Source organism: Arthrobacter sp. 49Tsu3.1M3 (genome assembly GCF_900168135.1).
GTDB lineage: Bacteria > Actinomycetota > Actinomycetes > Actinomycetales > Micrococcaceae > Arthrobacter.
The window spans coordinates 43313-60495 of the sequence record NZ_FUZD01000025.1; the positions used below are offsets into that span (position 1 = coordinate 43313).

The 17183-nt window shown below is 66.4% G+C and carries 13 protein-coding genes, 1 tRNA gene and 1 pseudogene; 4 read left to right on the forward strand and 11 right to left on the reverse strand.

Features of this window, described 5'->3' with window-relative positions; all coding sequences use genetic code 11:
* Together selA and B5X90_RS18915 are read right to left on the reverse strand one after the other, a co-directional pair.
* A complete protein-coding gene (gene selA, locus B5X90_RS18910) occupies nt 1-1332 on the reverse strand; it encodes an L-seryl-tRNA(Sec) selenium transferase (RefSeq protein ID WP_079555456.1) in 1332 nt (443 codons plus the stop codon).
* Nucleotides 1333-1369: 37 nt separating this feature from the next.
* A tRNA-Sec gene (locus B5X90_RS18915) sits at nt 1370-1464 on the reverse strand.
* Nucleotides 1465-1506: 42 nt separating this feature from the next.
* On the opposite strand from B5X90_RS18915, the gene selD reads away from it, so the two are divergent.
* Nucleotides 1507-2532: a selenide, water dikinase SelD gene (gene selD, locus B5X90_RS18920; RefSeq protein WP_079555457.1), complete on the forward strand. Its 1026-nt coding sequence runs from the start codon at nt 1507-1509 to the stop codon at nt 2530-2532.
* 31 nt (nt 2533-2563) lie between these two features.
* Here selD and nrfD read toward each other — a convergent pair whose 3' ends face one another.
* The 5 genes from nrfD to B5X90_RS21730 form a co-directional block, all read right to left on the reverse strand.
* Nucleotides 2564-3652, reverse strand: coding sequence for an NrfD/PsrC family molybdoenzyme membrane anchor subunit (gene nrfD / locus B5X90_RS18925; protein WP_079555458.1), 1089 nt, complete (start codon nt 3650-3652; stop codon nt 2564-2566).
* Nucleotides 3649-4659: a 4Fe-4S dicluster domain-containing protein gene (locus tag B5X90_RS18930; protein ID WP_079555459.1), complete on the reverse strand. Its 1011-nt coding sequence runs from the start codon at nt 4657-4659 to the stop codon at nt 3649-3651. The genes nrfD and B5X90_RS18930 overlap by 4 nt, the downstream gene beginning before the upstream one ends.
* A gap of 113 nt (nt 4660-4772) precedes the next feature.
* Entirely contained in the window at nt 4773-8108 is a 3336-nt protein-coding gene (gene fdh / locus B5X90_RS18935) for a formate dehydrogenase (protein WP_143264818.1), read from the reverse strand.
* 225 nt (nt 8109-8333) lie between these two features.
* Nucleotides 8334-9083 carry a hypothetical protein gene (locus B5X90_RS18945; protein WP_143264819.1) on the reverse strand — a complete coding sequence of 250 codons (750 nt, stop codon included), beginning with the start codon at nt 9081-9083 and terminating at the stop codon, nt 8334-8336.
* A gap of 92 nt (nt 9084-9175) precedes the next feature.
* On the reverse strand, nt 9176-11575 hold the full coding sequence (locus tag B5X90_RS21730; protein WP_079555464.1) for an alpha/beta fold hydrolase: 2400 nt from the start codon (nt 11573-11575) through the stop codon (nt 9176-9178).
* Nucleotides 11576-11644: 69 nt separating this feature from the next.
* Between B5X90_RS21730 and B5X90_RS18960 the strand changes: the two genes are divergently transcribed.
* Together B5X90_RS18960 and B5X90_RS18965 are read left to right on the forward strand one after the other, a co-directional pair.
* Complete coding sequence (locus B5X90_RS18960) at nt 11645-12277, forward strand: TetR/AcrR family transcriptional regulator (RefSeq protein ID WP_079555465.1); 633 nt, start codon at nt 11645-11647, stop codon at nt 12275-12277.
* A 26-nt stretch (nt 12278-12303) separates the two neighbouring features.
* Nucleotides 12304-13164, forward strand: coding sequence for a 3-hydroxyacyl-CoA dehydrogenase (locus B5X90_RS18965; RefSeq protein ID WP_079555466.1), 861 nt, complete (start codon nt 12304-12306; stop codon nt 13162-13164).
* On the opposite strand, the gene B5X90_RS21870 is transcribed toward B5X90_RS18965, so the two are convergent.
* Both B5X90_RS21870 and B5X90_RS18970 read right to left on the reverse strand, forming a co-directional pair.
* Nucleotides 13158-13676 (reverse strand): SDR family NAD(P)-dependent oxidoreductase, encoded by a 519-nt coding sequence (locus tag B5X90_RS21870; protein WP_372702901.1) that lies wholly within the window; start codon nt 13674-13676, stop codon nt 13158-13160. The two genes, B5X90_RS18965 and B5X90_RS21870, sit on opposite strands and share 7 nt — an antisense overlap.
* Nucleotides 13677-13711: 35 nt before the next feature.
* Nucleotides 13712-15214, reverse strand: coding sequence for a phospholipase D family protein (locus B5X90_RS18970; RefSeq protein ID WP_256860334.1), 1503 nt, complete (start codon nt 15212-15214; stop codon nt 13712-13714).
* A gap of 386 nt (nt 15215-15600) precedes the next feature.
* Here B5X90_RS18970 and B5X90_RS18975 point away from each other — a divergent pair, with 386 nt between their 5' ends.
* A complete protein-coding gene (locus B5X90_RS18975; RefSeq protein WP_079555468.1) occupies nt 15601-15906 on the forward strand; it encodes a hypothetical protein in 306 nt (101 codons plus the stop codon).
* Nucleotides 15907-16045: 139 nt separating this feature from the next.
* Here the strand turns inward: B5X90_RS18975 and B5X90_RS18980 are convergent, their stop codons facing one another.
* Together B5X90_RS18980 and B5X90_RS18985 are read right to left on the reverse strand one after the other, a co-directional pair.
* Entirely contained in the window at nt 16046-16564 is a 519-nt protein-coding gene (locus B5X90_RS18980; protein WP_079555469.1) for a DUF2087 domain-containing protein, read from the reverse strand.
* A 142-nt stretch (nt 16565-16706) separates the two neighbouring features.
* Nucleotides 16707-17183: pseudogene (locus B5X90_RS18985) on the reverse strand (hypothetical protein); the annotation flags it as partial.

The following is a 17183-nucleotide window of genomic DNA, read 5'->3' on the forward strand; positions in this document are numbered from 1 at the left end:
TCAGCCCGCCCTGCCTGCATCCGAATCCGTGAGGGTCACCAGCGCCTGGCGCACCGCGTCGAGTATCCGGTCATCGTCCTCTTCGGGCACGCAGCGCAGATCGAGCAGGCAGGAGCCGTCGTGGACACGCGGGAGCACGGCCGGGTCGCCGGTACGCAAGGGGCCCGCGAGCGCTTCGGGGAGCCGGAGCGCCCACCCCTGCAAGGCGACACCGGGTGCTCCGCCGCCGCCGACCCGGCCGTCGTGCGTGACGACCGGTACCCCGAGGGCCGCGGCGAGCCGGTCGGTACGGTTCCGCAACCACTCCGGGTCGGCGTGCAGGGCCCGGACAACTGGTGGTGGTTCGCCCGCGACCGTCGCCTCCAGCGCCGCGAGGGCAAGTTTGTCGGCCCGTACCGCTCGGGCGAGAGGGTGGCGTGCCAGCTGGGAGATGATCTCCGTCCGGCCGAGCAGCAAACCGGCCTGGGGTCCGCCCAGCAGTTTGTCCCCGCTGGCGATGACGACGTCGGCCCCGCTGGCCAGCGCGGTGGCAGCGTCCGGTTCTTCGGGAAGGTGCGGATCGGGCGCCAGCAGTCCACTCCCGAGATCGGCCACGAGGGCAACCCCGTGCGCGGCGGCCAGCGGGCTCAGTTCGTCCAATGGAACAGCGGAGGTGAATCCGTCCACCCGGAAGTTGCTCGGGTGGACCTTGAGTACGCAGCCGGTGGCCGGTCCGAGGGCGTCGGCGTAGTCCCGCAGGTGCGTCCGGTTCGTCGTGCCCACCTCGCGCAGCGTCGCGCCCGTTGATTCGATCAGGTCCGGCAGCCGGAAGCCCGCACCGATCTCAACCAGTTCGCCGCGGCTCACCACCACTTCCCGGCCGGCGGCGAGGGCCGTGGTGGCCAGCACCAGCGCCGCAGCCCCGTTGTTGACCACCAGAGCGTCCTCGGCAGCGGGACAGGCGGCGAGCAATGCAGCCCGGGCACCGGCGCCGCGGCGGGCACGGCTGCCGGTTGCCAGGTCGAGCTCCACGTCGACGTAGCCGCTGGCTGCGACAAGTGCTTCAACCGCGGCCGCAGAGAGCGGGGCGCGGCCGAGGTTGGTGTGGACGACTACGCCGGTTGCGTTGAGCACCGGGCGCAGGCTGGTCGCCGTGCGGGCAGCGACAGCGGCCAGCAGGGCCGGTTCCACCTGGCTGGGATCGAGTTCACCACGCCGCGCCTGCTCCTGGGTTTGCCGGACGAGTTCGCGGATGAGCCGTGCACTCAGGCGTTTCCGGGCCGCGCGGACGGCCGGCAGGGCCAGCAGATCGTCGGTGCGCGGAATCAGGCGGCGGGGATCGACCTGGTCCACAGTCCCTCTTCCTTCCGCGGCATTGCATGCCGGTGGTTGGCGGAGGCGGACGGGAATCGAACCCGCCAGGCCGAGATACTCAGCCTCACCGGTTTTGAAGACCGGGGGGCCCACCAGGACCCGGACGCCACCGGGATCAATCTAGCAGATCGCCCACGGAGGTAACCTAGGGGAGTGAAAGAGACCGAGACGTCTATTCCGCAACATAACAACGACGGCGTCGGCGCAGTCCGGCTCACCGGCTACGCCCACGGTGGTGGGTGCGCGTGCAAGATTCCGCCCGGCGAGCTCGAAGAAGCGGTGCGCGGCCTTACCGGCCAGCCAGGCGCGGACGTGCTGGTCGGTCTTGACAGCGGCGACGACGCAGCAGCCGTCCTGGTGCGCGGCGACCTGGCGGTACTGTCCACCGCCGACTTCTTCACTCCCGTGGTCGACGATGCCTTTGACTGGGGCCGGATCGCTGCCGCCAACGCGCTCTCGGACATTTACGCGATGGGCGGCCGCCCGATCATGGCGATCAATCTCGTCGGCTGGCCCCGCGGCGTGCTGCCGCTGGAGTTGATGACTGAAGTACTCCGCGGCGGCCTGAGCGTCGCCTCAGAGGCGGCGTGCCCGGTGATTGGCGGGCATTCGATTGACGATCCGGAGCCGAAGTACGGCATGGCGGTCACCGGCGTCGCCCATCCCGACCGGTTGCTGCGCAACGACGCCGCCCAGCCCGGGCTGCCGCTCACGCTCACCAAGCCGATCGGCGTCGGACTGCTCAATAACCGGCACAAGCAGACCGGTGAAGTGTTCGCCGAAGCGGTAGCGACGATGTCGCGTCTCAACCGTGACGCCGCCGAGTCCGCGGTGGCGGCCGGCGTGCGTGCGGCCACGGACGTGACGGGCTTCGGCCTGCTTGGACATTTGTACAAGATGTGCCGCGCCTCCGGAGTGGGGGCAGTGATCGACCGGACGACGGTGCCACTCGTCGAGGGCGCCCGGGAGGCGTTGCGGGACGGCTTTGTCTCCGGCGGGACGCGGCGCAACCTCGATTGGGTTCGATCGCACCTACGGCCCGCCGCTGGCGTCACCGAAGACGACCTGTTGCTGCTGGCCGATGCACAGACCTCCGGCGGCCTGCTCGTCGTCGGCGAGGTGCCAGGCTATCCAGTGATCGGGCATACCGTCGTCGGTCAGGGCATCGAGATCGGCTGAACCCGGGAGCCCCTAAACCACGGCAGACCCGTCAGCCGGCAGTAGTGATCGAATCGCCGGTGATGCCGGCGGCGCGGCGGGCGGCGAGACGGTTCTTCTGCGGTTCGATCGTGTAACGCGGATCCCTGGCAGAAGAAAGGCCGGCCTCGAACACGCCGAACCGGGTCAGCGCCGAGGCGGCCAGCAGTGCCAGTCCCGAAGCCGCGGCCACCGCCCGGTTGCGTCCGCCCAGCAGTGCCCCCAGTCCGCCCGCAGCCGCCAGCCGCTCGCTCCATTTCAGCATGACACCTGCCTTGCCCTGGTGCAGGGGCTCGGCCACCACCGGGTCCATCCGGTGCTCCATCACCCGCATGGCAACCACGTCACCCATCACGCCCAGCACAGCAAGTTTTCGGGCCGGACCCGCCTCACGGACCGGAGTAGTGATCATCGCGAGCCCGGCAGAAGCGAGGGCCGCGGAACTCACGAAAACGAATGGCAATTCCTCGTGCGCGGCGTTCCAGGTGGGTGTGGCCGTGTCACCGAGCAGAACCGCCGTGTACGCCGCCAGCGGTCCGGCGAAAAACGCGGCCTCGAAGCCGGCCGGTCCCTCGACCGCTTGCAGCAAGTTCCGCAACGGACCCAGCGGCAACCGCGTCCCGGTCATCCGATCGATTTCCGCTGCCGCCGAGACGGCCGTGCCGACGCTGAAGGCGCTGAGGATCCACGAGCCCACACTCATCGGCGAGGTCAGCTTGATGGTCCGCAGCATGTTCAGGAAGCGCTCCGGCCTGCCCAGATCCTTCACCAGGGCAACAGCACCGAAGCTCACCGCCGTCAAGGCACTCAACCGGGCATTCCGGCGCAGCGTCGGCCGCCCGGTCAGCTGGCCGCCGAGACCAAGCAGCGCGGAACCGGCTGCGACACCGCCAAGGAACAGGTAGGCGGCCACGTCTTCGGTCCAGGGTGCCGGCTTGACCACCGGACGGCCGTAGTACGAGGTGAATTCCGGCTCCGGGACCATAGGCATTTCACGCGAACCGTCACCGCCGTCGCGCCGTCCGGTGCCGCGCTTGCCGCCAGCCCGGCGACCGCGGGCAGGCTCGGGCGGCCGAAAGCTGTCGAACTCAGAGTGGGTCATGCGCGCCTTCCCAGGAAAGCCAGCGCCGCAGCGGCGACCATGCCGGCGACGGCCATACCTGCCCGCCGGTACATCTGCGGCAGATCGGCTGTGGGTACTCTCGGATCCGGCGGAAGTCCATACACTTCGGGTTCGTCGAGCAGGAGGAAGACCGCGCCGGTTCCGCCGACGCCGTCGAGTTCGTTGGCACCATAGAGCCTGGCCTCCGTGAGTCCCTGCTCGTGCAGGGACGCCACCCGTTCCCGGGCCGTCTCCACCATGTCGTCGTGGTTGCCGAATTTGATGGATGTCGTCGGACAGGCTTTCGCGCAAGCGGGCGTCTCATCGTTGACCAGGCGGTCGTAGCACAGCGTGCACTTCTGGGCGACGCCGACGTTGGGGTCGGCCGGATGCTTGGCGTGCTGCTCCTCCCGCTGGGCGGCCACCGCCACCATGCCGTCGCTGCGGCGCTCAATCACGCCGAACGGACACCCGGCGACGCAGGTTCCGCAGCCGTTGCACACGTCGTCCTGGACCACCACAGTGCCGAACTCCGTGCGGAAAAGCGCTCCGGTCGGGCAGACATCCAGGCACCCGGCGTGCGTGCAGTGCTTGCAGACATCGGAGGACATCAACCAACGGAAGTCTGCCGTGTCCGGCGGCGTCGTATCCACGTTCGCCAGGTCCGGCCCGGCGGACGCTGCCGTCGGCGGAGGGCCGATGCGGGGCATGCCGAGGTTGACCAGCGCGCGCCCGGACTCCCGCGCCTCGGTAATGCGTTCCTGGCCCTGTTCAACGAAGGCGACATGCCGCCAGGTGCTGGCGCCGAGCCCTCCGGTGTTGTCATAGGAGGATTCCAGCAGCTCCAGGTTCCCGTCGTGGGGGTTGTGGTTCCACTCCTTGCAGGCCACTTCGCACGCCTTGCAGCCGATGCAGACGGAGGTGTCTGTGAAGAACCCCTTGCGCGGCTGCTGCTTATCCCACCGGGCATCGGCGGCGGGGTCGGTCGGTCCGGACAGCTGGCCCATCTAATCCTCCAACGTCGAGTCGGTATCCGGAACGCTGCCAGAGCGCACCGGTTGTGCAGGCGGAGCAGGCGGAGCATGGTGTGGCCACGCCGGACCGACAGTGAAAATGCCCATCATCCTGGCCGGCCCTCGGTGCGGCCGTCCTCTCGGCGGCCCGGGTCAAGGCTATCCGCGCCCGGATCAGTGACGAGTCGGTTCCCGGTCTCGGTCGTCGCTCCGGCCCGTGCCTGGTACTCAGCAACCAGGGCAAGCAGCTCCGCCCCGCGCGGCCGGCGGCCCGGGCGGATGTCACAGGAGGCGGCCTTGGATTCCTGGATCTGGACGTTGGGGTCCAGCGTCACGCCCAACAGGTCATTGGCCGCGTCACCGCTGACGACAGCATCCGCTCCGACGCCCCAATGGTAGGGCAACCCGATCTGGTGGACGGTGTGGCCGCCAACGGCCAGGGGTTTCATCCGCTGGGTGACGAGCACCTTCGCCTCGATGGCGGAGCGGGCCGAAATGATCGTGGCCCACCCGTAGGGCTCGAGTCCGCGCTCAGCGGCCAGCTCGGGAGAGACCTCGCAGAACATTTCCGGCTGCAGCTCCGAGAGGTACGGCAACCAGCGGCTCATTCCGCCGGCAGTGTGGTGTTCGGTGAGCCGGTACGTGGTGAAGACGTAGGGATAGACGTCCGCGCCACTGGTACCGGCGCTTGGTGCACTGAGGTTGTCCGCGCGTGGGTACACCAGCCGGGCCGGATTTTGCTGCTGCGGGTAAAGCGCGTTGGCCACCGGCGATTCCTGCGGTTCATAGTGGGTGGGAAGGGGGCCGTCGACGACGCCCGACGGCGCGAACAACCAGCCCTTGCCGTCTGACTGCATGATGAAGGGGTCATCTCCGGTCAAGGCGGCCGGACCACCGAGATCGGGGTCAGGTTGGCTGCCCGGTGCACGGTCAACCGGGAAGTCGGGCACGTCGTCTCCGACCCACCGTCCCTGCTCCTGGTCCCACCAGATGTATTTCTTCCGCTCGCTCCACGGTTTACCGGCCGGGTCGGCCGACGCCCGGTTGTAGAGGATTCGGCGGTTGGCCGGCCACGCCCAGCCCCATTCCGAGGCGGCAGGTCCTTGCTCCTGGCCCGGTTTGCGGTTGGCGGCATGGTTGATGCCGTCGGCGTAGACGCCGGTGTAGATCCAGCAGCCCGCCGACGTGGAACCGTCCGGGCGCAGCTCCGTATACGCGGAGAGCGGTTTGCCCGCGTCCGGGCCGCTGAGGTGGCGGCCATTGATCTCGGCCAGCACCGCCTCGGCGTCGGGCTCGCCGTGCTCGTCGGTGGGGTAGTCCCAGGTGAGGTCGAGCAGCGGACGGTCGCGTTCGTCCTCCGAACCCGTCAGTTTTTCGCGGATCCGCTGGCCCAGTTCGAAGAAGAACTGCAATTCACTTTGGCACTCGCCAGGGGGTGCCACCGCCTGGTGCCGCCACTGCAGCAGCCGTTGGGTCTGCGTGAACGAGCCGGCCTTTTCCACGTGGCTTGCTGCAGGCAGGAAGAACACTTCGGTCTCGATGTCCTCGGCGCGCAGTTCCCCCGATTCGATCTCCGGGCCGTCCTTCCACCAGGTCGCCGACTCGATGAGATTCAAGTCGCGCACCACCAGCCACTTCAAGTGCGACATACCCAGGCGTTGCATGCGGCCGTTAGACGAGCCCACGGCGGGGTTCTGTCCGAGCAGGAAGTAGCCCTCCACCTTGTCGTCGAGCATGTCCATCACCGTCTGGTACGTGCCGTGCGCTCCGGTCAGCCTGGGAAGGTAATCGTAGGCCCAGTCGTTCTCCGCGGTCGCGGCCTCGCCCCACCAGGCCTTCAGCAGGCTGATGGTGTAGGAGTCGGCGTCCGCCCAGAAGCCCTTCTGCTTCTTCGACGCGACCGCATCCAGGTATGCGCTGAAGGTGTCATGGCGCCCGGCGCTGGGCATTGGCAGGTACCCGGGCAGCAGGTTGAACAGGGTCGGAATGTCCGTGGAACCTTGGATGCTTGCATGGCCGCGCAGGGCCATGATCCCGCTGCCCGGGCGGCCCACGTTGCCGAGCAGAAGTTGCAGGATTGCGGCGGCCCGGATGAACTGCGCTCCGAGCGAGTGCTGGGTCCAGCCCACAGCGTAGGCAAAGCACGTTGTCCGTTCGCGCCCGGAGTTTTCCGTGATGGCGTGGGCCAGATACTCAAAGTCTGCGACGTCGATGCCACACATGTCCTGAACCATCTCCGGGGTGTAGCGGGCGTAGTGCCGCTTCAAGATCTGGAAAACGGTCCGCGGGTCCTGCAGGGTATCGTCACGCTGCACTTGGGCGTGTTCCAGGGCCGGACCGCCGCTGCCGAACTGGTCTCCCGCGGCACGATCCGACGCATGGGAGCCGTGCTCGGCGCCAGCCCCAGCGTCGTCGATGGTGCCTCCGCCCTGTTCCGCGTACGACCAGGACGCCCTATCGTACGCTCCCGTCTCCGGATCGTAGCCGGAGAACAGGCCGCCGAGATCCTCGGCGTCGCGGTAATCGGCATGAACCAGCGTGGCCGCGTTGGTGTACGCGCTCACGTACTCCTTGAACCACAGGTCGTGCGTGATGACGTAGTTAATCAGCGCGCCCAGAAGGACGACGTCAGAGCCGGCCCGGATGGGAATGTGCTTGTCCGCGACGGCCGAGGTGCGCGTGAATCTGGGATCGATATGGATGACTTTCGCACCGCGGGCCCTGGCCTCCGCTACCCACTGATATCCCACAGGATGGCATTCGGCCATATTGGAACCCTGAATGATGATGCAGTCGGCGTTGGCCATGTCTTGCAGTGATTGCGTTGCACCACCGCGTCCAAACGAGGCTCCCAAACTGGGAACCGTGGAAGAGTGTCAAATACGTGCTTGGTTCTCGATCTGCACTGCTCCGGCAGCCGTGAAGAGTTTTTTGATCAGGTAGTTCTCTTCGTTGTCCAGGGTTGCCCCGCCCAGTGAGGCTATGCCCATCGTGCGGCGAAGCAGCCGGCCTTCTTCGTCTTGCTGCTGCCACGTCCTGCGGCGGGAATCGACGAAGCGGTCCGCGACCATATCGATGGCAGTTTCGAGATCCAAATGCTGCCACTGGGTGGAGCGTGGCGCACGGTAGAGCACTTCGGTCTGCCGGCCCGGCGAGTTGACCAACTGCTCGCTCGCAGAGCCCTTGGGGCACAACCGGCCACGGGAAATAGGCGAATCGGGATCGCCTTCGATCTGAACGACCTTTTCGTCCTTGACGTAGACCCGCTGTCCACAGCCCACGGCACAATACGGGCACACGCTCTGCACGACTCGGTCTGCGGTGGCCGTCCGCGGCGTGATCTCCCTCGTCCGCGGGGAGGTTACCGCGGGGCCGCGGCCCAGCAGGTCGCCCGTACTGAACTGCCGGACGACCGGCCACTGAAGAAAACTGCGCCGAGCCATGGCAGGAGCCTACACAATCCGGGGCGCCAACGACAGAGTGGCAACCGCATCGGCACCGTAGCAGGGATTTCATCCGTGCGCGCAACAAGACGATCGACGCCCAACCCTGACCTTCTGATCAGCAGGGTCCAAAGCTGCAGTTGAGTCCCCGCTGACGTCAAGTGCTCAGGTAAGAGCACCCCGATTCGTGCGCCCTTATCGCGGAAAGTGACTTGGAGCGAAGGCTCAGGCGTAGTTCAGGCTGAGCAGCAGGGGCTTGAGTTGGGCGTACTGATCGGTCGCCATCCAGGCCTTGGCTGCGCCCTTGTTCGGGAAGCCCGGGTCGTTGAAATGAACACGGGTAAAGAGTCCGCCGTTTGCTGTAGGGACGAGATTGCACCAGGACGAGACGCCTTCGCCTTCTTTCAGCGACCGAGGATCGGTGAGCCCCATGAAATAGGCGTCGCCCTTCCCATAGGATTCCGCAACGAAGCCGAAGCTGGGTTCCGTGCCGTTCGGCGCCGCCATTCCGGGAACCGCCGCCTGATCGAAGACCTTACGTGACACGGGTCGGCCCGTACATCCGGCGTTGACGCCATTGGCCAGGGTGAGCAGATCGTTGCCCGAAGCGTCGGCGACGATCGCCTCAACTCCGGCGAGGCCGGCCGGGGGCAGTACGGTCCGCACAGTCCAGGCCTCCGGGTAGGCAAAGGAGATGTGGCCATCTGGGAAAGTGAAGGTCTTCAGCGCCGGAGACACATGTTTCGCCGATGGGGCGGCCGACACCGGTACCGCGCTGGTAGCCGCGGCCGACGGTGCTGCAGTGGAGGCGCTCCGGAGGGTGAGTATTGCGGTCCGCTCCGCCGTGCCGCTCACGGCAAGGTCCGAGGCTGCCGCCGGGGTCCCCGGCTGTGCCCCGCATCCGGCAAGGACCAGGCTGACGGAAAAACCTGCGCTGGTGACGGCGGTGAAGAATGTGGCCCGACGTGAATTCATTGTGTAACCCCCAAGTTCTCTGACGGCGGGCTGAATATCCCGCTTGAAAGCAAAGTTTCCGGAACATGGCCAGGAGTTACAGCCAGGGCCAACTATTTTGTGCTGCCCGCCAGGACTCGGGAGAGGAAGCCTTGCACCACCGCGGCGAACTCGTCGGGCCGTTCGATCTGCGGCATATGTCCTGTCTTCGAGAAGACATGCGACTCGGCATGCGGCAACGCCGCGGCCGCGGCCTCCAGGTGGCTGAACGGAAGGATGTGGTCGTGGGAGCCCCAGAGCACGAGCGTGGGAACAGACGATTGCGCCAGGGCCTCAATCAGGTCCCTCCGCCATTCGGCCCTGACGCCGGAGATGGTGCCAAGATCGTGGGCAACGTCCAGGAGCGTCCTGCGATGCGTCTCCCGTCGCGACAAGGCAAACGCGTGGCCGACGCGCTCGCCGGTCACCAGCGTCTTGTCATAGAACAGCGACTTCACGGTGCGGCGGGAGGCTTGCTCGTCCGGACGCAGCAGCACTGCCGCGAGCGGCCCGACGGCGAGCAGGCGCAGCACCAGTGCCACCTCCTTGCCGAAGCCGGCGCTGTTGGCAAGAACCAGGGCCGAGACACGGTCCGGATGGTCGGCTGCCAGCTTCATGGCGACGGCGCCGCCCAGCGAGTTGCCCACCACGGGCAGCGGACCGTGCACCCCCAGGGCATCGAGGAAGGCGGGCAGCGCGTTGGCAAGCTTCGTCAGAGTTGCCGGCCCGGAGAGCCGGTCTGAGTACGCGAAGCCCGGCAGGTCAACGCTGATCACGGTGTGGCGCGCCGAGAGCCGCTCGTGCTGCTCGTTCCAGTCCTCCAGGCTCTGGCCGATGCCGTGCAGGAGCAGCACTGGATCCCCGCTGCCGGTCTTCCGGTAGCGCAACCGCGCACCGCCGACGTCGACGTGCCCGGTTCCGGGGAGGACGAGCGGATCCGGGAGCGCCGCCGTCGCCCGTCCGGATCCGCGCACCTGCTGCCCGCGCCGGCCGAAACGAACGTGGTCCGTGACCCGGCCGGCCCTGAGCAGGGCGAAGTCGCGCAGATAGTTCTGGTGCAGCCGCCATGGCGAGCCCGCGCCCTGCCGGGGGAGCTTGTCCGCGCCGCGAAGAATGTACCCGGCCTTCAGGTCGATCAGGGAACCCAGCTCCGCCGCCGCGACGTCGGCGGGTGCTTTAGGTGCCGCCCACTGCAGGTTCCGGCGGTCGAGGTGCTTGAGCAGCCTGCAGATGTAACCCGCGACCAGATCGGCTTTGAGTGTCCATGACGCGTTGGTGTAGCCGACAGTGAGCGCAAAGTTGGGCACGCCGTCGAGCATCATGCCCTTGTAGGTGAGGGTCTTGCCCACGTCCACCTGCTCGCCGTCGACAGTGAGGGTCATCCCTCCGATCACCAGCAGGTTCAGTCCTGTCGCGGTGACAATCACGTCGGCAGGAATCGACCCGCCGGAAACCAGGTCAATCCCGTGCGGGGTGATGCGTGAGATCTCGTCGGTCACGATGTCGGCAGTGCCGGCGCTGATCGCCCGGTAGAGGTCCCCATTCGGGATCGCGCAGACCCGCTGGTCCCAGGGCTGATATGACGGGGCCAGGTGCATGTCGACCGGAAAGCCGGCCGGCAGCTTGGCGACGGCCGATTTACGGAGAATAGCCTTCATCGTTTCCGGCCGCCGCCGGCTGAGCTGGTACGTGAACATCGAAAAGAGTATGTTCTTCGCCCGGACGACGTCGTACGCCAGTTGAGCGGGCACCTTGCCCCGAAGGCAGTCGGCCAGGTGGTCCCGGGACGGCACGGGGGCGATGTAGGTGGGGGAGCGCTGAAGCATGGTGACCTTGGCGGCCGACTTCGCCATGGACGGCACAAGGGTCACCGCGGTGGCGCCGCTGCCAATGACCACCACCTGCTTGCCCTCGTAATCGAGGTCGGCTGGCCAGTGCTGCGGGTGGACGATCGATCCGGCAAAAGTGTCGGCGCCCTCGATGGCTGGGGTGAACCCCTCGTCATAGCGGTAGTAACCCGAGCAGACGGACAGGAATGAGCAGGTAAAGGTGGCTGCCTCGCCGGGACGGGATGCCGCATCGTCTTGTTGGTACTCGCCGCCCGACGTCGGGACTGCCGTCACTGTCCACCGCGCGGTTTCGCTCGACCACTCTGCCGAGACGACACGGTAATTCAGCCGGATCCGCGATTCGAGACCTTCATCCGCAACCGTCGCCTCGATGTACTCGCGAATCGAATCGCCGTCGGCTATGGCCTTGGCACCCGCCCAGGGCCGGAAGGAGTAACCGAGCGTGTACATGTCGCTGTCGGAGCGGATGCCGGGGTAGCGGAAAAGGTCCCAGGTGCCACCAACAGCGCTGCGGGACTCCAGGATCGCGAACGTTTTCCCGGGTGCCTCGCGTTTCAGCCGGCTTGCGAAACCTATACCGCTTAGCCCGGCCCCGACAATCAACACATCCACGTGTTCGCTCATGTCGCCAAGTTATCGACTTAAAGTTGACGTAGTCAACACGGCGTCGAAAACGTGGATTAGGATGGCGGCATGGTTCAGCGAGGACGACGTACGCCAAAGGTCTCGGGGGATGAGCGCCAGGATGCAATCCTGCTCACGGCCGAGGCCCTCCTAACGGAGCGGGCCTTTGACGACATTTCGATCGAGGCGCTTGCCCGCGGCGCAGGCATTTCGCGCCCCACCTTCTACTTCTACTTCTCGTCCAAAGACGAAGTGCTGCTGGCCCTTCTGGATCGCGTCATCACCGAGGTGGAACACCGGGTAGGCGACTTGCCGCGGGATTTCGAGAGCGACTCCGCGGCGGCCTGGACTCGTTCCATTGGCATGTTTGTCGAAGTGTTCGTGGCACACCGCGGCGTTTCCACCGCAGCGATCGCAGCGCGCGCCCGCAACGACGAGGTACGTGCTCTATGGTCCAAGTCAATGCAGTCATGGGTCGACTTCTCCACCGACGTGATCCGGTCCGAGCAGGCACGAGGGGCGGCGCCAGGGGGCGTCGACGCGCACGACCTGGCAGTAAGCCTCAACCTGATGAACGAACGGGTGATCACCGCGGTCCTCAACAAGGAGAGTCCCGCCATCCCTGAGTCGAGTGCCTTGGAAGTCTTATCAACCATCTGGATCCGCAGTATCTACGGGTCCGACAACCCGGGACGCCGGTAATGCCCGCGTCGAAAGGAAGAACCCGTATGCCCTGCCAGATCAAGACCCTGACCGTGCTCGGCACCGGAGTGCTCGGCTCCCAAATCGCCTATCAGGCCGCCTTCCACGGATTCGCTGTGACCGCCTACGACGTCGACGGCGTCGCCCTGGAGAAGGCCCGGGCGCGCTTGGCCCGGCTTGTCGGCATTTACCGGGCGGCCGACGTCGGCGGTGCCGGAGAGAGCAAAGCCGAGGCAGCTCTTGATAAGCTCCGTCTCACCGCCAACCTCGGGGACGCCGTCGCCGACGCAGACCTCGTGATCGAGGCCGTTCCTGAACTGCTCGAGGTGAAGCGGGACGTCTACCGCATGCTCGCAGAACTGTCCCCCGCCAAGACCATCTTCGCCACGAACTCATCAACCTTGCTGCCTAGTGATCTCAAAGATTCCACCGGCCGCCCCGACCGCTTCCTCGCCATCCATTACGCGAACAACATCTGGGCGCAGAACATCGCCGAGGTGATGGGCACCGCCGAAACCGATCCCGCAGTCTTCGACGCAGTGGTCGAATTCGCGCGAAACAGCGGGCTGGAGCCGATCGAGATCAGGAAGGAGAAAGCCGGCTACGTGCTGAATTCCCTGCTGGTCCCGCTCCTGAACGCGGCAGCCGGCCTGCTGATGCAGGGCGTCGCCACTCCGGAAACGATCGACAAGACGTGGCGCATTGCCACCGGAGCGCCGAGCGGTCCGTTCCAGATCTACGACGTCGTTGGGCTGGGAACTGCCTACAACATTGCAGCGTCCTCTCCAGACGCCGGATCTCAGGCCTTCGCTCGGTATCTCAAGGACAACTACATCGATCAGGGCAAGCTCGGCGTCGCGACGGGCGAGGGTTTTTACACCTACTGAGTCTTTCCCTGGATTGGCTGAGCCGCGAACCACGATAGCCCAGGACATATCCTTTGATCAGCGCCGCGTTGGAACAGCTGAGAGCCACGGTTGCTGGAACACTGCCCTGGGTGACACCGGAAGCACCGGCGTTGTTGACCCAGATGTCCAGCGTCCCGCGGCCTAAGGCCTCGTCGCGGAGGGCCCTCGACGTCCGCGAGCTCACCGGTGTCGCAGCGACGTCCGGATGCCGCAATCCCTTCCGTATGCAGCCGCTCGACGGCGGCCGCGACGTCGACGCCCGACCTGGACGCCAGCCCCACCGTCGCGCCCCGTTGCCCCTGCAGCCGGGCCATGGCAAACCCCAGGCCGCGTGTCGAGCCAGTCACGACCGCCACGCGTCCGCGGAGAACGTCTCGTTGCGAACCCATGCTTCTCTCATACGCGCAGCGGCCGGGGAGAGCAGAGCGCCGGCGTGGCGAACGTCTTCGATCCACTTGGTAGCCCTGCAGAGCCTCCGCGCCTGCTTGCATGGAGGCGCGGTTCTCGTCGTGCCGGACTTTCTTGCCTAGAACTGGGTAGTGCCGCGCAGCCGGCGGGGGCGGCCGTCTGGGTCCATGAGGAGGCGGCTCATCGGATCTGCCCAGAGGCGTTGGCGGCCCGACACCGGCTCCGGAGTGTGGTGGCGCGCGTGTCCGGCGGGTCGGGAGGAACGGCGGCCGGCTTCATGCCAGCTGTCCAGAGCGTCCGCGGTGGTATTCCAAAGTTTGAGCCCGGCCGCCGGGTCGACGAGCCGGGGATCGTTCTGGTCCAGGCCCAGGTGTTCGGCCCAGAGCTGGAGCCGGAGCCCGTGCGCCAATGGCCGGAAACTGTCGTGGCCATTGGCTGTGCCGGGCGCCTCCCGGTTGTGGACAGTCGTGTCGAGTACGGCGCAGGTGAGCTCGCTGTCGTTGGTCCAGGACCGGCGGTTGAAGTTGTCTGAGCCGCAGGTGAACCAGGTGTCGTCGATGATGCAGATCTTGGCGTGGACATAGATCGGAGTTCCTGCGCGGTTCTCCAGGTCGAACACGCCGACCCTGTCGGGCGCAACCCGGCGCAGCATGCTGATGGCACGTAGTTGCCCGATCCGGGCAGCCGGCCCGGCGAGAGGCCCGTCAGCGTCTGGGTAACGGGGTACGACGGCGATCACGTTCAGGTCGGGGTTCCGTTCGAGGGCCTCCGCGATTCCGGCTGCGACCTCTTTCGACCACAGGTACTGATCCTCGACGTAGATCAGCGAGTGGGCGCGGGCGAAGGCTTTCGTGTAGGCGCGGGCAATGCTGCGCTCACCTTCCGGCGCGAACGGAAACGGGGGACGCCTAATGCCGTAGGTGCGCAGCAGTTGCACCGCGTGGGGGCCCGCCGGTGGTGGCGGCGGAGCAGTGGCCGGGAGCGGTTCTGGGTGCCGGGGCATACGGGCCAGTCGTTGCAGCAGCATCCGGTAGGGGGTGCGTCGGTCCAGGGGATGGGGATCGTTCCACCGTTCAGCAAACACTGCCAGCACATCTGCCACTACGGGGCCGCGCAGTTCGAGGGCGGCATCGTGCCACGGCGGTCGTTTCCCGTACCGGGAGTCCATGCTCACCGCTTGCGGGTCTCCCGCGTGGTCGGCATCGTCCCGACGGCTGTGGGAAAGGTCGATCCCGCCAACGAACGCGACATCCCGCGACGGATTGTCACGACGGCGGATGACGAAGATTTTTTGGTGATGGGAGCCAAACAGGCGTACACGCTGATCCAGCAGCACCTCTCCGCCGGCATCGTTGACCTGACGGCTTAGGAGCTCATTGGACCGGCCGCTGATCGGGGCCGACACGCGCTCTCCGTGGGATCTCCAGACAAGGCCCCGCACTTCCACACCCGCGCCGGCCAACCTCGCGAGCACGTCGCCGATCGACGGTCCGTCCTCCAAGAGCCGCTCGTCGGCGTCGCCACGCCAGTCGGTGAACCACACGCGGTCTCCCGCCTGCAGAGCCGTCAACTCCTCGTGCAGCCGGGCGAAGTAGGTCGCTCCATGAATCAGGGGCCTCACAAGATTGCCCTCCGACCACGGCGGCGATCCGGCTCCGCCCGCGTGTACGTCTGTGGCCAAATTCCCCCGCTCAGCGCGGCTCAGAAACCACGAACCAGCATCACTGTCCACTCAGTCCTTCTTTCGACGCCCGAACCCAGGCCACTAGTGTCCGGTCTTCAACGTAGCGACTGTGCTGCCTAATGTCACCGACCGGGTCAAAGGCGCCCGGTACCAGCGGACCGGCGGAACCCCCGCTCGTGTCGGGCGCCCACTCGAACGGATACCCCGGGATGGCTTGTAGGGAGGGCGGCGCAGCACTGGATCAAAGCCGCTCTCCGGCCCTACCGGGATGACGCTGGACGGCCTATCGTGGTCCTGACATAGCCCGAGGGAAAGGAACGACGATGTTCACCCTGCAGATTAGTTACCCGGTCCGGGACTACGAGGCTTTCAAGAAGGTCTTCGACAGCGATCCCGCAGGCCGCGCCGCCTCCGGCGCCCGATCTGTCCGCTTGTTCCGGGACACAGAGGATCAGAACAGCGTGGGAGTGCTGCTTGACTTCGACACCAAGGACGCCGCGGCCGGCTTTCTGGAAAAGTTGCGCAGTCAGGTGTGGGACAAACCTGAGGTGATAGGGCAGCTGATGACGGCAGCGCCGACAGCCAGGATTCTGGAAGAAATGGCCCGCGAGGGCCAGGGCGCGGGCTGACCGCTGGGAATCCTGCTGGACTCGCGGTGGCACAAGAAACCGCTGCCTCCCGTGGGTGCCAATGTTGGCTCTCAGGCAGGTTCGGGCCCTATGAGAGAGACGAGTTCAAAGCCCACGTAACGCCGGCGTGGGGCCTGCGTTACGCCTGCCGGGAGTACGAGGAACCGGAGGCCGTCCGCCCCAGGAGCCCGAAGTCGATCATGTAGCGGCGCAGTATCACGACGTCATCGGTATAACTGAGCAGCCGTTCATTAACCTGCTTTTCCGTTAGGTGTTCGCCCGGCTGTATAGCTTCGCTAACGATCCAAGCCAGAAGCTCCCGCCGTTCCGTCATGTTGGCTGGATACCTCTCGATCCTCCCCAAGCGCATGAAGCGGGCCAATCCGGTCTGCGGTTGCCGCCGGGGTTGCTGCGTGAGGAGGTCGCGGAAGATCGCCTCGGGTGCCTCGACGTCGTTGGTGGCATTGCGTTCCACGAGTCCCGACTCAAGGAGGGCAGCGATGGCCCGGTTTCGCCGGTGGTCATTCAGGTCAGCAAGCACGTCAGGGAGCTTGGCGCCGAGCACTATTTGCGCGTAGGCGGTCCGAGCGTCCGTGTTAGCGAGGGCTGCCACTACACGCCGCCAGTGCGGTCCACTCACCATCGTCGTTCCGGTCACAGCGTTTTCCTCACTCTGCGTTTGCCCCCGCCTGTGCTGGTCATGGGTACTTGGTCAACAGGAAAAATCGTAGTCCTGCGCAGGTGTGGGGGACAGGGCTGCAGACGGCAGGCCCATGGCCGGACATTGAGGGTAAGCCTTTTCAGATGGGTTGGAGCAGGCGGTATTCCGGGACGGGATCGGTCAAGGGGTGCCTGGCGGTGAATTGGTGCCAGTCCGGGAAGGGGTCCGGGGGCAGTTCAATTTCCGTCTCCGGGATGGGATCCCGGCCGGGATCGTAGTCGGGGTGCCCGGCCGTGAATTGGTGCCAGTCCGGAAAGGGGTCCGGGGGCAGGCCTGGGTCCGGATCCGCGGGCGGGCCTTGATCGGAGCCTGTGCCGGGTTCCGGGCCGGGTTCGTCGGTGGCCGGGATGTGGGGCAGCCAGTCCTCGGGCCAGTGGGGTGGTTCCCAGTGCCCGGGCCAGTGGGGTGGTTCCCAGTCCTGGTGTTCGCTGGGGTAGTGCCGTCCTGCCGGTGAGGTCCAGCCCGGCGGGTGGTCTTTGCTGGCCCCGGCCGGTGTCCAGGCGGAGGCGTGTTTGAGCCGGTGGTGTTTCGGGCAGGGCTGGCCGAGGTTGGAGAT